This is a genomic window from Pseudoalteromonas piscicida (assembly GCF_002744175.1).
Classification (GTDB): domain Bacteria; phylum Pseudomonadota; class Gammaproteobacteria; order Enterobacterales; family Alteromonadaceae; genus Pseudoalteromonas; species Pseudoalteromonas piscicida_B.
Genome location: NZ_NKHF01000042.1, coordinates 72,758 through 88,057 on the forward strand (window position 1 = coordinate 72,758; position 15,300 = coordinate 88,057).

Annotated in this window: 13 protein-coding genes; 6 read left to right on the forward strand and 7 right to left on the reverse strand. The window is 44.7% G+C overall.

What is annotated here, in order from left to right:
- Nucleotides 1-14: 14 nt before the first annotated feature.
- Nucleotides 15-2,681 (reverse strand): bifunctional acetate--CoA ligase family protein/GNAT family N-acetyltransferase, encoded by a 2,667-nt coding sequence (locus CEX98_RS09940; protein WP_099641912.1) that lies wholly within the window; start codon nucleotides 2,679-2,681, stop codon nucleotides 15-17.
- A 204-nt stretch (nucleotides 2,682-2,885) separates the two neighbouring features.
- Here CEX98_RS09940 and CEX98_RS09945 point away from each other — a divergent pair, with 204 nt between their 5' ends.
- Nucleotides 2,886-3,596, forward strand: coding sequence for an SIMPL domain-containing protein (locus CEX98_RS09945; protein ID WP_099641913.1), 711 nt, complete (start codon nucleotides 2,886-2,888; stop codon nucleotides 3,594-3,596).
- A gap of 42 nt (nucleotides 3,597-3,638) precedes the next feature.
- On the opposite strand, the gene CEX98_RS09950 is transcribed toward CEX98_RS09945, so the two are convergent.
- The 4 genes from CEX98_RS09950 to CEX98_RS09965 all read right to left on the reverse strand — a co-directional run bounded on the left by CEX98_RS09950 (nucleotide 3,639) and on the right by CEX98_RS09965 (nucleotide 6,741).
- Nucleotides 3,639-4,121 carry an NYN domain-containing protein gene (locus tag CEX98_RS09950; RefSeq protein WP_099641914.1) on the reverse strand — a complete coding sequence of 161 codons (483 nt, stop codon included), beginning with the start codon at nucleotides 4,119-4,121 and terminating at the stop codon, nucleotides 3,639-3,641.
- A gap of 40 nt (nucleotides 4,122-4,161) precedes the next feature.
- Nucleotides 4,162-4,857, reverse strand: coding sequence for a hypothetical protein (locus tag CEX98_RS09955; protein WP_099641915.1), 696 nt, complete (start codon nucleotides 4,855-4,857; stop codon nucleotides 4,162-4,164).
- A 95-nt stretch (nucleotides 4,858-4,952) separates the two neighbouring features.
- A complete protein-coding gene (locus CEX98_RS09960; RefSeq protein ID WP_099641916.1) occupies nucleotides 4,953-5,462 on the reverse strand; it encodes an NUDIX hydrolase in 510 nt (169 codons plus the stop codon).
- A gap of 226 nt (nucleotides 5,463-5,688) precedes the next feature.
- Complete coding sequence (locus CEX98_RS09965) at nucleotides 5,689-6,741, reverse strand: aldo/keto reductase (RefSeq protein WP_099641917.1); 1,053 nt, start codon at nucleotides 6,739-6,741, stop codon at nucleotides 5,689-5,691.
- Nucleotides 6,742-6,962: 221 nt separating this feature from the next.
- On the opposite strand from CEX98_RS09965, the gene dinB reads away from it, so the two are divergent.
- The 3 genes from dinB (at nucleotide 6,963) to CEX98_RS09980 (ending at nucleotide 11,416) form a co-directional block, all read left to right on the forward strand.
- On the forward strand, nucleotides 6,963-8,015 hold the full coding sequence (gene dinB, locus CEX98_RS09970; RefSeq protein WP_099641918.1) for a DNA polymerase IV: 1,053 nt from the start codon (nucleotides 6,963-6,965) through the stop codon (nucleotides 8,013-8,015).
- Nucleotides 8,016-8,128: 113 nt separating this feature from the next.
- Nucleotides 8,129-9,814: a carbon starvation CstA family protein gene (locus tag CEX98_RS09975; protein ID WP_099641919.1), complete on the forward strand. Its 1,686-nt coding sequence runs from the start codon at nucleotides 8,129-8,131 to the stop codon at nucleotides 9,812-9,814.
- Nucleotides 9,815-9,883: 69 nt separating this feature from the next.
- Nucleotides 9,884-11,416 carry a M17 family metallopeptidase gene (locus CEX98_RS09980; RefSeq protein ID WP_099641920.1) on the forward strand — a complete coding sequence of 511 codons (1,533 nt, stop codon included), beginning with the start codon at nucleotides 9,884-9,886 and terminating at the stop codon, nucleotides 11,414-11,416.
- Nucleotides 11,417-11,626: 210 nt separating this feature from the next.
- Here CEX98_RS09980 and CEX98_RS09985 read toward each other — a convergent pair whose 3' ends face one another.
- Nucleotides 11,627-11,959: a hypothetical protein gene (locus CEX98_RS09985; protein WP_099641921.1), complete on the reverse strand. Its 333-nt coding sequence runs from the start codon at nucleotides 11,957-11,959 to the stop codon at nucleotides 11,627-11,629.
- A 125-nt stretch (nucleotides 11,960-12,084) separates the two neighbouring features.
- Nucleotides 12,085-12,516 (reverse strand): Lrp/AsnC family transcriptional regulator, encoded by a 432-nt coding sequence (locus tag CEX98_RS09990; protein WP_099641922.1) that lies wholly within the window; start codon nucleotides 12,514-12,516, stop codon nucleotides 12,085-12,087.
- A 154-nt stretch (nucleotides 12,517-12,670) separates the two neighbouring features.
- Between CEX98_RS09990 and ctlX the strand changes: the two genes are divergently transcribed.
- Nucleotides 12,671-13,591 (forward strand): citrulline utilization hydrolase CtlX, encoded by a 921-nt coding sequence (gene ctlX, locus CEX98_RS09995; protein ID WP_099641923.1) that lies wholly within the window; start codon nucleotides 12,671-12,673, stop codon nucleotides 13,589-13,591.
- A 221-nt stretch (nucleotides 13,592-13,812) separates the two neighbouring features.
- Nucleotides 13,813-15,219, forward strand: a complete 1,407-nt coding sequence (locus tag CEX98_RS10000) for an alanine/glycine:cation symporter family protein (RefSeq protein ID WP_099641924.1) — start codon at nucleotides 13,813-13,815, stop codon at nucleotides 15,217-15,219.
- The last annotated feature ends 81 nt before the right edge of the window (nucleotides 15,220-15,300 follow it).

Below are 15,300 nucleotides of genomic sequence, written 5' to 3' on the forward strand. Positions count from 1 at the left end.
TGTTCGAACAATTATCATAAGTGTAACACCATCTGAATTGTACCTTCTTCAAAATCTCGAGATACGGCAAATCCCAACTTTTTGGCAAGGCCAATCATGCCGCTGTTTTCAGGTAAGGTGATCCCCTCGATGCTCTGCACACCTTGTTTGCGGCAATGATTGATAGCGGCTTCCATCAATATTCTGCCAAGCCCAAGTCCTTGGCAATCGGAGCGTACAACCACTGCAAATTCAGCAACTTGATTATCGGGATCCATCAATACCCGAGATACCCCCAAGGTTTGATAACTCAACTTATTAGGAATCGTGACAATAAATGCCATTTCGCGGTCGTAATCGATTTGGGTCATCTTTGCGAGTTGCTCGTGGTTAAACTGTGGCAGTTCACCAAAAAATCGGCGGTATCTGTCTTCTTTACTCAAAGATTGGTCAAACTCTTGATGCGCTCTTTCATCTTCGGGGCGGATTGGGCGCAGTGTCGCTGGGCGACCATCTTTTAATGTTACGGTTTTGACAAGCTCACGAGGGTAAGGGCGGATAGCTAAGCGTTTACGGCCGGCAATGGGTTCATAGCGCTTCAGCGTTATGCTGGCATCCAATACTTGAAACTGACCAGAGCAAGCTAGAATAGGGTTCAGCTCTATATCCATAATATCTGGCTGATCAACAATCATCTGTGACACACGAGTTAATAACGCACAAAGGCGGTATTTATCGACTTTTTCAGGTAAAGCTCGCTCTTTAAGAAAGCCTTTGTCGTGGGCTGCTGCAATCAGGTATTTGGCCAAATTCATATTCAAAGGAGGCAATGCCACAGACGCTTGCGAGAAATTGAGCCCAGTGCCAGCCTCACCAAGCAAAATAACGGGGCCTACACCCGGCTCTGTTTTCACCGCAATCCTCAGCTCTTGTCCACCAGCCCGCTTTGCCATTCTTTGTAGCGAGAAGCCTTCTATTTCGGCATCTGGTGCCGCTTCACGGATCCGTAGCAACATCGCGAATGCGGTTTGTTCCACCTCTTCGCCATCATTGAGGTTAAGCACCACACCACCGACTTCTGATTTAGACGGAATATCGTGACTGATCAATTTAAGCGCAACGGGAAAACCCAGTAGTTCAGCTTGCTCTTTTGCTTCGGATGGCGTCAGAGCAATCTGTGTTTCAATACACTCAATATCGTAATTGGTCAGTATCTGGGATGCTAAATGGGTGGCAAGTTTATTTGACCCAGCAGCTAAAAAGTCGTTGATTAAGCCTTTGGTCTGGAGATGTTGTAGTTGGTTTTCATCACTGTAGGACTCAGGCGTTTGCGTAAGGTGCTTTTGGTTTCGACGATAACTAACCAAATGCATAAAGGCACCAACCGCTCCCTCAGGTGTTCGATAGGTCGGAATTTTTGCATTTGCACAAACCAATCTTGCAGCATACGCAGCTTCTTCCCCCATAAAGTTAGTCATTACATAAGGGCGTGCCATCTTGGGAATTTTAGCCAGTGTTTCGGCAATGATTTCGGCATAGGCTGTACTTGGCGCTAATGCAGACGGCGTATGAATAATCAAGAGATTCTTGACTTCGTCGGCTTTTAATAAGATCTCTAGCGCTTGCTTATAACGCGCAGGGGATGAGTCTCCAAAAATATCGATTGGGTTACAGGCATGATCAGTTTGAGGTATTAGGTTGCTTAACGATTGCTTCGTTTGTTCGCTCAACACCGCAAGTTTGCCCGAATTTTGTAATAAGGTGTCGACTGCCATAATGCCTGGGCCGCCGCCATTGGTTAAGATGGTTAGTTGTTCCACTTGCAGCAGCTTAGGATGCAGAGCGAGTGTTTGAGTGGCGGCAAAGAGCTCGCGGAGGTCGTTCACCCGGAGCATACCTGCGCGTTGGAACATTGCATCGTAAACCGCATCATCTGAAGTATTACCACCGGTATGGTTGAGCGCAGCGATAGCTCCTGCTTTGGTTTTTCCGGTTTTTATTGCGATCACCGGTTTGCTAAAGGCTGCCGCTCTAGCGGCGGAAATAAAACGCCTTACATCGTCGATATTATCGATATACAGCAATATCGCTTGAGTTTTTGGGTCACGGCCTAAAAAGTCGAGCAGTTCATCAAAATCAATATCAAGACAATCGCCCACTGAGATAAAGTAAGAAAAGCCAATTTTTTTATGTTGAGCCCAATCTAAAATGGTTGAGCATACTGCGGCTGACTGCGAGATAAAGGCAAGCTTACCGGGGGTTGCAACCGTATGAGACAAGCTGGCATTAATCCCCAGGTGGGGAATTAACAGACCTAAGCAGTTTGGGCCAAGTAACGTAACTTTGGCTTCCTTGGCGGCATCTTTTAGTTGCTGTTTATGGGCGCTATCAAGTCCAGCGGCGATAATGATTGCGTGCTGGCAGCCTATCGCGCCAAGCTCGGCAATGATTTGCGCTAAAGTTTGTTTATTGGTACAAATAACGGCAAGATCAGGTACTTTGGGTAAGTGTTTGATGGCGTCGTAGGCTAGTACACCATGAACTGCAGCGTGCTTTGGGCTCACTGGCATGATCGGGCCTTTAAAGCCGCCTTGGAGTAAGTTACGCATAACGATAAAGCCAGCGCGATCAGGGTTATTAGAGGCCCCAATTACGGCAATAGATTTTGGGTTAAAAAATTGGCTAATACGTTTTACGCTCATATTGATTCCTAGTTCAGCCTCAGCTCATATGTATCACTCTACCATTTTGCTCGCAGTTTTCGAGCGCTATAGCGGTAGACTTTGATCTACCTCCGTAATAATACCATTTAGGCTTAATACCCCCTCAAAATAGGTCACTTAATTAAGCTAATCGGTACAATAGTTTGAAAATCATAATGAAGGCGTAACCCTGAGGACAGAAATATGTCGACTATGAGTAAATATTTAGCCCCAGCGGCGTTATTATCACTGGCGGTGGTAGTGAGCGGTTGGCTGGTAAAAGACACCATCCTTGAAGTAAAAGGCATGGAACGAACGGTAAGCGTTAAGGGCTTATCAGAGAAAGAAGTCAAAGCAGATACCGTGATTTGGCCGGTATTCTATCGTGATGCCGACAACGACCTAGAAGCGTTAGTGGAACGAATTGAAAAGAAAAATGCTGCTATTCGCGCGTTTCTCACCCTACAAGGATTTGACGCCGCAGAATTGTCAATCTCTGCGCCTTCTATTACGGATAAGTATGCGCAGGAATATGGGCAAAATAACCAAGGGTTTCGCTATGTGGCAAAAGCGGGTGTAACAGTCTACTCCAATAACCCAGACAAGGTATCTCAAGCGCTCGGACAATTAAGCGAACTGGCAAAGCAGGGTATCGCCATCACCAAAGATGATTATCAAAATCGAGTTGAATACCTGTTTACTGGACTGAACGACATCAAACCTGAAATGGTACAAGAGGCCACACAAAAAGCCCGAGAAGTGGCGGTGAAGTTTGCGAAAGACTCAGATTCAGTATTAGGCAAAATAAAGTCAGCCAGACAAGGGCAATTTAGTATTCGTGACCGAGACTCTAATACACCACAAATAAAAATCGTGCGTGTTGTCACCAGTGTAGAGTATTACTTGTCGGATTAATTCAATTGGCTAGCAAAATGCCATAAAGGCAAATTGCTAGCGTTACTTTTTATTAATCAACAACTCGTTTTCGATTGGTATAAACTCGCTGGCGGCGCGGATCAGTGAAGCGGCGGTAAGTTGAGGTACACCATATACTTCGACCCGCGTATGGTACTTTTCTGTGAGTTTATTGGCGAGTAAGTCAAAGTCACCATCTCCAGTCACAAGAATAACCACATCGGACTGTGCCGCACATTCCATTGCATCAATGGTAATACCGACATCCCAATCACATTTTGCAGAACCATCAGCTCGTTGAATATAGGGTTTTAACTTCACCTCAAAACCGATGGCCCGCAGAATATTTTGAAACTGTCTTTGTTTATCGTCGCCCCGTTCGCTGGAGTAGGCAATCGCTGAGTGTACTTGGCGGTTTTTTGTTGCTTTACGCCAAAACGCGTTGTAATCAAAACCGGTTTGATAAGCCTGTTTGGTGGTGTAATAGACGTTCTGTGCGTCGACAAGAATTGTCACGGTTTCCATATTGCATTCATACTAATTCGTTTTTCCCATGATAGCAGGGTTAGCGTTTATTAAGCCATTTACTCATGGCTGCATCGTAGGCTTTTTTAATGGCACCGCCGTCGCAAGGTCCAGGTGCGGTGCGCCAATTTTTATTTAACCCCTCAGGGGGAGGTATACTGGGATCAGGGCGAACTTCTGTATAGCATAGGCCATTTTCACGATATACCGTAAATTGAGGGGTCGACGCGAGTCTTTCTCTTTGCATGTTCGCAGCACGAGTTTGATGTGTTTTAGGTACAGTGATTTGAAGCGGCTTATTTATACTCTGACTTAACGAGATATCACTCGGTGGTGATTCAAGTAATTGCTGGCGAAACTGAGAGATAGCTTTGCGGTGGTCTAGCTTTTTGGCTTCAGTTGCTATTGGCGCTTTGGTGATGATTTCAGTTGTAGTTTCAATCGCTGGCTGTTGCGCCTGTGCTTGCACCGCTCTCCTTGGTTCAGCCTGAGTATTCTGAGGAGGTTGTGTTGGTGTTGACTCTGTTATCGGTTTATTATCAGTTACCGTTGGTGGCTCAATGTGCATGTCCTTTGGCTTAGCTGGCTCAACAACCAAATAAGTTTTCATAGCTTTCATTTCCAGAGGTGTCGAGGGGATATGAATACGTTGCTGCAGATACCAGCCGAGCAGTAGATGCAGCAACACAGAGCCGACAATAGTGAAACTAATCAGATTGTTTTGGAGTAACCGCATTATTGTTATTAGATCCTTTAGTCATGCGGAGTTAGAACGTCATAACGACTTAATTGTTCCCTCAATAGGAAAGTTAATTTGTGATCGTTCCAATCTCAAGTGACTAGCTGTGCGGATATATGTTTTAGCAAAGTCAATTCACGTAAAACCGACATCCCTTTATTATTTGCGTCATTGAGTTTGGCTTCGTTATGCGCAATCGCTTGGTCTATGTTGATCCATACCGGCTTCATACCATTGGCATGTTCATAACCCTCCATGGCAGGTGCATCAAACTCGCCGCAGATCTCACAAACGTAGCAATAAGAAATAATATGCACGTTGTCATGACCGGGTTTGTACCAAGGGCGATACTCTTCATAGCGACCAAAAGGAGTTAAGCCTGTAATAGAGAGCGCACCGGTTTCTTCTTTTAGCTCTCGCGCTAATGCCGCTTCTAAGGTTTCTCCTTCGTCTACGCCGCCACCTGGCAAGGTGTAATCGTCATAACGTTTGGTATAAAGCATTAGAATATCATTGCCTCTTAGAACAATAGCGCGAGTAGTCTTTCTGGTAAAGCAGCTGCCCGGAAGCGGAGCCACGGGGGTATTATTTAGGTTTTTCATTGAGTTTTAACTTCAATTTAGGTAACAAACGTAGTACTGAAAGACGATACGCCAGTACGTAGAAGGCGTATCGTGATTGGGAGTATAATACCCTTTTATCTTAATGCTTGCTCAATTTGAGGGCGTAAATCAGCCGTTTGCTGGGTTACAGATTTATTATCTGAAATCTAATAAGTAACAAAATTTTCTCGCCTTAAAATTGCACGCTTAAGCAAAAAAACTGGTATTAAAACGGTGCCGGATATGATTTAAATACGGTATCAATTTCCGCCAGAGATTCTGCACATAGTGGGGTGTCAAACGCTTGGATATTTTCTTTCAGTTGCGCCATGGTTGTTGCGCCGATGATGGTTGAAGTGACGCCATCGACTTGATCGCACCAAGCCAGCGCCAGCTGCGCCGCAGTCATGTTAAATTCTTTAGCGATTTCTTGATATTTCGCAACGGCTTCTTGTGCCAGTTGTGTATCTCTAAATAAGCCCTGCCTTTGTACTAAGGTCCATCGGCTACCTTCTGGTCTTGCACCACCTAAATACTTGCCACTGAGCATGCCACCTGCGAGCGGTGACCAAGGCAGGTAAGCAATATCTTCGTTTACGCAGCTCTCAATCAAGTAAGGCCAATCTTTAGCATGTAACAAACTAAACTCATTTTGGATAGCAATCGGCTTTGGTAAGTTATGTTGTGTAGCTAAATTCAGATAGGTGTGAATGCCCCATGGCGTGTCATCTGACAACCCCCAGTGACGAATTTTTCCAGCTTGAATACAACTGGCTAGGCCTTCTAGAATATCTAGCATACCTTCACGCTCTTCAGCACTGTTGAGTTCACTCAGTGGTAACATGCCCGGCCACTGCTTGCCAAAATGTGGAGACGTACGATTTGGCCAATGTAACTGATAAAGGTCGATATAGTCAGTATTTAAGCGCGCTAAAGAATCATCGACGGCTTGGATCACGGATTGACCTGTGATTGGGTTCCCCTTGCGGATCCAAGGTAGTCCATTGCCTGCAATTTTTGTGGCAAGAACTAGCTTCTCACGTTTTTCTTGATGGCGCTTTAACCAATTGCCAATGATTGCTTCTGTTTTACCGTATGTGTCAGGGGATGGAGGAACTGCGTACATTTCAGCGGTATCGATGAAATTAATACCACGGCTTAGTGCATAATTGATTTGCTCGTCGGCATCATGCTGGTTGTTTTGTACGCCCCAAGTCATGCTTCCTAAGCAAATGCGTGAAACTTCAAGTGGGCTACTACCAAGTCGTGAGTACTTCATGCAGGCTCCTGATTGATTGCTGAGTAAGAATAGTTAGCCAAAGCAAATGAATTAAGTACTTTGGACTACATTGATATTGTTAGCATTATCTCTGTTTTTAGGTGCAAGTTGCAACACAGCACATGACAAGTATAGACCACTACGTTCGAGCATATGTTCAAGATTGCAACAACGGCAAAATTAGCACATAATAAGTACTGTTTATTTAGACAGTGCTTTGTATGCGTAAGTTTATTCATATTGATATGGACGCGTTCTACGCTTCGGTAGAAATGCGCGATAACCCCGAGCTTGCAACAGTGCCTATGGCCATTGGTGGGCGGAGTCATCGTGGGGTGCTATCAACGGCAAACTATATTGCTCGCCAGTATGGGGTGCGCTCTGCGATGTCGAATTATCAAGCGAAAAAACTCTGCCCACAGCTGGTCATTGTGCCGGGAAGAATGGACGTATACAAAGCTATCTCACAACAGATCAGAGCTATCTTTTCCCGCTATACACGGCTTATTGAACCGCTGTCTTTGGATGAAGCTTACCTTGATGTCACGGACTGTGAACAGTTTAACGGTAGTGCAACCCTTATTGCTGAGCAAATACGAGCAGATATATTCAATGAGACAGGCCTAACTGCTTCAGCGGGGATTGCGCCAATTAAATTTTTGGCCAAAATCGCCAGCGATGAAAATAAACCCAATGGCCAATGTGTTATTCCACCTCATCAAGTGAGCGCGTTTATCGACTCATTACCATTGCAAAAAATTCCCGGTGTGGGGAAAGTAACGCAACAAAAGTTGCTGGCCATGGGATTGGAGTACGGCAGCGATGTTAAAGCGTTATCTGAGGCGCAATTACGCCAGTCATTTGGCAAGTTTGGTGCGGTGTTGTGGCGGCGCTGCCAAGGCATAGATGAACGCAAAGTTGAAACCGACCGAATTCGTAAGTCGGTAGGCGTTGAAACCACGTTTGCAGAAGATACACTGGACCTTGAAACGCTAAAGCAGGTGATCACAGAAAAACTTTTACCTGAGCTGACGCGCCGAGCACAACCTTATTTACAGCGTGGATTTACCAAGCTTGGGGTCAAAGTGAAGTTCTACGATTTCACTCAAACCACTAAAGAGTGTCAATATCAACATATTGACCTTGCCATATTTGAAGAGTTGTTGGTGGAAGCCATGGCGCGACAAAAGTTTAAGCCCGTCCGCTTAGTTGGGCTGCATTTAGGCTTAAATGAAAAACCCAATGATCAGGCCCAGCTAGGGCTGTTCGATTAACCTAGACTAAAAGATAACTGCAAATAATTCATTTTGTGCTAGCTTCGAGATTGTCGTGCAACAAATATTACGCAGATCGCGTGTAATTAAAACAACAACAAGAGGTAAGCATTATGCAATCCATAATGATCGTGCTCTTCGGCATTATAGGGATGTTATTTGGATGGTTTGTTTATTCCAAATTTATTGCTGAAAAAATCTTTAAAATGGATGACAACTTTGTCACCCCAGCCCATGAACTTGAGGATGGCGTTGATTATGTTCCCACCAATAAGGTGGTATTGTGGGGGCATCACTTTACTTCAGTCGCTGGCGCTGCGCCCATTGTAGGTCCTGCTATCGCCGTGTATTGGGGCTGGGTGCCTGCGGTGCTTTGGGTGGTATTTGGCACTATATTCTTTGCCGGTGTCCATGACATGGGCGCTTTATGGGCGAGTGCTCGTCACAAAGGTAAGTCGATGGGCGCACTGTCTGAAAGCGTGATTGGCAAGCGCACTCGTTCATTATTTATGATAGTGGTATTCCTTGTCCTGCTCATGGTAAATGCGGTGTTCGGGGTGGTGATAGCTAACTCGTTCGTGGGTAACCCAAATGCGGTGTTCCCCGCATGGTCTGCCATTGTTGTGGCGCTTATCATCGGCCAATTGCTCAAGCGCAAAGTGCCATTAATTCCGCTGTGTATAATTGGAGTCATTGTGCTATACGCTACCATTTATATGGGAAGTAGCATGCCGATTACCTTACCAACCGAAATGTTTGGTCTAAGCGACAAAGCCAATTGGATCATCATCCTGTTTATCTATGCCGCCGTGGCGTCATTGTTACCGGTTTGGATGTTATTACAACCTCGTGATTTTATTAATGGCATGCAGCTGCTGGTTGGGTTGGTTTTACTGTATGGTGCGGTATTTGTGGTAATGCCTGATATCACGGCTCCGGCGTTTAATACCCAAACGGTCGAAAACACCCCAAGTATTATCCCCTTGCTGTTTGTGACTATTGCTTGCGGTGCGGTATCGGGCTTTCACGGTATTGTGTCGTCTGGCACCAGCTCTAAACAGTTAGATAAAGAAACCGATGGCCGCTTTGTCGGTTATTTAGGTGCAGTTGGTGAAGGCTCACTTGCACTGATCACATTAGTTGCCGTGAGTGGCGTGATGCTCGCAGTATCGCCAGAAGAGTGGCATGAAATTTATAGTCACCTTGGTGCGGGTAGTGTGTCAGCCTTCATTAATGGTGGTTCAAATCTTATCAGCACAGGTTGGGGGTTACCTGTAGAAATCGCATCAACTTTACTTGCTGTTATGGTTGTACTTTTTGCCGGAACCACCATGGACTCTGGCGTTAGGCTGCAGCGCTATATTATTCAAGAGTGGGGAGAAATCTATAATATCAAACTACTTAATAACGGCATTGTTGCAACCTTATTTGCTGTAGGATGCTGCTTGTTACTTGCCTTTGGTGCTGGTGGCGCTTCAGGTAGCGGTGGAATGGTGATCTGGCCCTTGTTTGGCTCTACCAACCAGATTTTGGCAAGTTTAACCTTATTGGTTATTTCGGTCTACCTCATCAAATTAGGGCGTCCAGCTAAGTACACCTTAATCCCTATGGTATTTGTGTTGGTTATGGCGTTTTTTGCAGGCGTGATTAAACTGGGCGAATACTATCAAAAAGGTAATTGGCTGTTGGTCGTTCTGGATGTCATAGTGCTGGTGGTCAGTATTTTGGTGATGTTAGAAGCTTGGTCTGTGATCAGCAAAACCAAAGCAAAACCAGATGAAGCCCGTGATATATCCTAGTTTCCTTGGAACTTGAGCACAAATCACCTATAGTCGGCCCTAATTCTAATATAGAAAAGGGCCTTTTTTATGTCTTTTCCAATTGCATTACCTTGTAACAATCTGTTTGAAAGCGATGCTGATGCTATCGTTGTTGTTACCCATGATATTCAAAACCTAGGCAGCGCACAGCTTAATGACGTTGCAGCACCGTTTTTAGCAGTCGATGCGCGTATTGCTCAAAAGGCGAGCCTGCTTGTTTCAGACAAAGTACCGGGCAACCGTTTAGTGATCGCACCAACCGGTCCATTAGATAGAGATTATGATGATGTGCGCCGTTTCTTTGAAGCGGCAAAAGCCGGTATTCTAGAAGCTAAAGCCGCGGGTGCCGTAAAGCCTGTGCTTGCTGTTGTTAATGTGCCTGCCGATACTCGTTATGAAAATGCGCGTGCAGTAAGCTTTTTAGGTGCATGCCAAGGCTTATGGCAGCCATTAGAAGCCCGTGAATACCGCGGCGAAACGATTGAGCCAATCGAAGCGATTTATCTGTTTGAAGCATCTGCACAAAGCTGCGATCAGCTTAGCGCAATTGCTGCAGGTCAGTATGCTGCGCGAGATTTATGTGGTACTGAGCCTGAGCGCATGGCGCCGCCACGTTTCGCTGACTACTGTGTTGAGTTATTCCAAGGCTCAGCGGTAAACGTTGAAGTAATTGCAGACCGTCAAATTATGGATGAGCAGTATCCACTATTAAGTACAGTGGCACGCGCCTCTTACGCCGTTGAGCGTCATCATCCTCGGGTGGTAAAAATGGCATATGAGCCAGAAGGTGACGTTGAACGTACCCTTATCTTTGTTGGTAAAGGCCTAGTCTACGATACCGGTGGTGCAGACCTTAAAGTGGGCGGCTTTATGGCGGGCATGAGCCGAGACAAAGGTGGTGCAGCATCAGTGGTTGGTTTTATGGAAGCCGTTGCTAAGTATCAGCCAAAAGGCGTTAAAGTGATTGCGTATCTTGCAGTGGTTCGTAATTCAATTGGTTCTGACTGTTTTGTGCCAGATGAAATCATTGAAAGCAGAGAAGGCGTTCGCGTTCGTATTGGTAATACCGACGCGGAAGGCCGCTTGGCGATGGGCGACTTACTGAGCGAAGCAAAAGACTTAGCTCTTGGTGAGAAAAACCCTGAGATCTTTACGGTTGCAACACTGACAGGTCATGCGGCGCGCGCTATGGGTCCTTACAGTGCCTATGTTGAGAATGGTCCCGCACGAGCGGCACAAGTGTCTCGCAAGATTGCAGACATGGGCGACTTATGGGCAGATTGCGCGGAAGTATCGCGTAGCCGACGTGAAGACTATGACTTTGTAAAACCACGCACACTTGCAGACGATGTGCTATCGAGCAACAACGCACCATCGGCGGTTACGGCTCGTGGTCACCAATTCCCAATGGCATTTTTGGCAATTGTTGGTGGTTTAGACAAGCATGGTTGTAATGCAGAGTTGCCAATTCCGTATGTGCATATGGATATTGCAGGTAGCGGCGTTGAAGGTGGCGACTGGCAGCATGGCAAACCTACGGCTGCAACCGTTGCAAGCTTGTTTGCAAGGTATTGTATCTAATACGTGATTGTTATTATATCGGCTTAATTGAGGATTAAATCTAATGCTAGCGGCATTAGATTTTCTTATCTAGAACAACGAAATAGAAAGCTATATGTTTTGGTCGTAGTTAGGATAAAGCCGAGTTGAAAATAAAAAAGGAAGCGGTGTAGCTTCCTTTTTATTTTCAAACTAGGTGCTATAGTTTTTTGTAGGCACAGTGATCAGTGACTACTGAACCACAATATGCTTTAAATTTTCGATACCGTCATACAAAGTACATGTAGCTGTGCCGCCCAACCAAACTGCTTTTTGAGCAGCGTAAGCAGCAAGTGCCAAACTTAAAGTCATTTTTCCTGTTTCAGTGGTTCCATCAAAAGCATAATTATAAATAGCATTGGCTTGGTAACTGGGTGCGTCTTTGGGCTTATTACTAACAGCTATCATTACGTTATTACCAAAACCAGGGCCAGCTAAAATACGCGTGATTTTCGTTGGATTTACACTGCTGGCGAAAGTTAAATTTGAAAAAATAATAAAGATAAACAAAAAGAGAGAGCTCATTTTATTTCCTTTCTTAAAGCTTAGAGTGATAATTTAATAGCCCTTAACTTAATATTTTTTAGCTACTAGATTTTTTTGTTTTTAGATAATTATAATTTAAATCTAAGCAAAGGCGGGATCACTTTTTATATACTGGAAAGAAAAATACTAGTTTCGCTATTTAATATCCCATCAGTTTCACGAACCTGTCTTAGTATACCATCGAACTCACTGAGGCTAGCGGCTTGCACTTCAGCGATTAAATCCCATGCTCCGTTCGTGGTATGAATTTTACTGAGTTCGGGGATCCCACGCAGTGCATTGATCACTTGTGTGGTCGATTTACCAATGACTTCTATCATCATGATGGCGCGCACAAGCTCAGATTCTATATGTTCGTGAACTCTTACAGTAAAGCCTTGAATTGCGCCACTGGAAACAAGTCTATCTAAGCGGTTTTGTACGGTTCCGCGAGATACTTTGAGCGTGTTGGCTAAGGTTGAAATGGCTGCTCGGCCATCTTTGCGTAACTCAGCAATCAAGGCTTTATCAAGCGCATCATATAGGTAAGGAGTCATCATGCAGTCTTATCATTGTTAGTCTATTTGTATAACTCAGCATAGCAAAATGATAGAAAACTGTACTAATTGTATAAAATTTTGGCATTTCAATTGTCTTGTGGTGTGGTTACACTGATATTGCGTATGACAACGCCTAACTGATGAGTGCAGTATGACAAAGATAAACCAAGCACCACAAGCGGTGGTAATGATCCGTCCACACCATTTCACTTCTAATCCTCAAACCATGCAAGATAATGCATTTCAGCAAGCATGCAGCGAAAACAATCCTAACAACAGAGCGTATGTTGAGGTCAGCAATGCCGTACAAGCGCTAGAGTTGGCTGGCGTAAAGGTACATTTATTTGAAGATACCTCTACAGACACACCCGATTCAGTTTTTCCCAATAATTGGTTCTCGACACACAGCGATGGTCAGTTGGTGGTTTATCCGATGTATGCACCGAATCGTAGGCAGGAAATACGCCGCGATATCATCGACTTTTTGAGCGCTCACTATCAGGTGTCAGCCGTCAACGATTATAGCGATTTAACCACTGAAGAAGTGTTTTTAGAAGGCACTGGCTCTATGGTTATCGACCATCAATCGAAAGTGGCCTATGCTGTTGAGTCCAAGCGCACCAACGCCAACTTGGTCAATCAAGTTTGTGAGCAGTTAGGACTACAGGCAGAAATATTTAATGCCTACGATAAAAATGAAGTCTCTGTTTATCACACCAATGTCTTAATGTGTGTCGCGACGGATTTCGTCATGATATGCCTAGATATGGTGCCTGAGCATCAGCGAGCCCATTTGACAAACCGCTTTGCGCAAAGCGGTCATACTGTGATTACGCTATCTTATGAGCAGATCCAACACTTTTGCGGCAACGCGATAGAGCTACAAGGGAGTACAGGTCGCATACTAGCGTTGTCTACTACGGCTTATCGGGCGCTATTGCCTGAGCAAATTGCTGTCATTGAAAAGTCAGCTAAGCTTGTTGCTATCGATATACCCACAATCGAAGCTGCTGGAGGGTCTGTACGTTGTATGATTGCAGGGATCCATTTTAATAACTCAACCTCAGGTTAAATCACCGATAAGTGATACCAGAGCAACAGCAGATAACAATATCACTTGGTTTTAATACTTGCTCAATTTGAGGAAGCAAATCAGACGCTAATTGCGTTAAAAATTTCTTATTTAGAACAATAAATAGAACGAATTTTGGTTGAGTGGTGGCAAGGTTTTCTCGCCTCAAAGTAGATCAAATAATTAAGCCAATTGAGAAAATAACAAAACAGGAATGGCCTATGTTTGAAAGTGTAGTTAAGAGTGTTAATGGTCTTTTATGGGGAGAGGGCCAGATATTAATATACATTCTTCTATTCGCGGGGTTTTGGTTTACTATCCTGCTTAGGGGAATACAAGTGGCAAAATTTCGCCATATGTTTAGCCTATTAAAGGGTAGCAGTGAAGGCGATGAAAATAATATCAGTTCTTTTCAAGCATTATGTACCGGACTCTCTGCTCGGGTTGGTACCGGTAATTTAGCTGGCGTTGCGGTTGCTATTTCTCTTGGTGGCAGTGGCGCGGTATTTTGGATGTGGATGATAGCCGTTTTGGGGATGGCAACTGGCTTTGCTGAGAGTGTGCTTGGACAAGTCTATAAAGTGCGAGACAGCCAAGGTGAGTTTAGAGGCGGCCCAGCTTATTATATTCAAATGGGACTAGGAAGCCCGATACTTGCAGTATGCTTCGCATTTTGTTTGTTTTTAGGCTACGGCTTTACCTTTAGTGCTATGCAAACAAACACTATTACCGATGCCCTTAATTATGCATTTGAAATCCCAACCATGTACTCCGGTATTGTGATCACTGTGCTTGCGGGTTCTATTATTCTTGGTGGCTTTAAAGCGATTGCGCGATTTGCTGAAAAAGTAGTGCCAGCGATGGGGCTAGTTTTTGTGCTCGCAGCGGTTATCATCACTGCGATGAATTACTCGCAAGTGCCAGCTATGATCAAAGATATTTTGCTCAGTGCTTTTGGGTTACAAGAAGCGGGGGCTGGGGCACTTGGCGCCGCCATTAAAAATGGCATTCAGCGCGGGCTCTATTCTAACGAGGCGGGAGCGGGTAGTGTGCCGCATGCATCGGCAAGCGCAACTCCTATTCCCAATCATCCGGTGACGCAAGGCTATATCCAAATGCTTGGCGTGTTCTTTGATACTATTGTGTTGTGTAGTTGTACCGCCGTCATCATTCTATTAGCAGACATAGATATTGGCAGTGAGATGGAAGGTATTCGTCTAACGCAATCAGCGATGACCGCACATTTAGCGACAGGGGGCGTGTACTTTGTGGCTGCGGCCATCACTTTGTTTGCCTTTACCTCGGTGGTAGCAAATTACGCCTATGCTGAAAGTAACCTGCATCTATTTCATTTGGACAATAAAATAGGCCGCTCAATTTATACCGCATGCTATTTGTCTATGATGCTATGGGGCGCTTCAGCTACGCTAAAACAGGTATGGGATTTAGCTGATATTGCATTAGGGCTAATGACAGTGGTTAATGTTATTGCGATTGTACGGCTTACTCCGACTATTTTGGCGGTTACGGCTGATTACCATCAGCAAAGAGCGCAAGGGAGAGAACCACGTTTCAAGGTAGATAGTGTCACAATACAAGGGAAGACAGAGTCTGGGATATGGAACTAATCATGTTTTATCTTTAATGAGTTATTGATGATTTTGGGGCAAACTTTAGTGGGTGGTTATTATTTGAACTATTATATAATA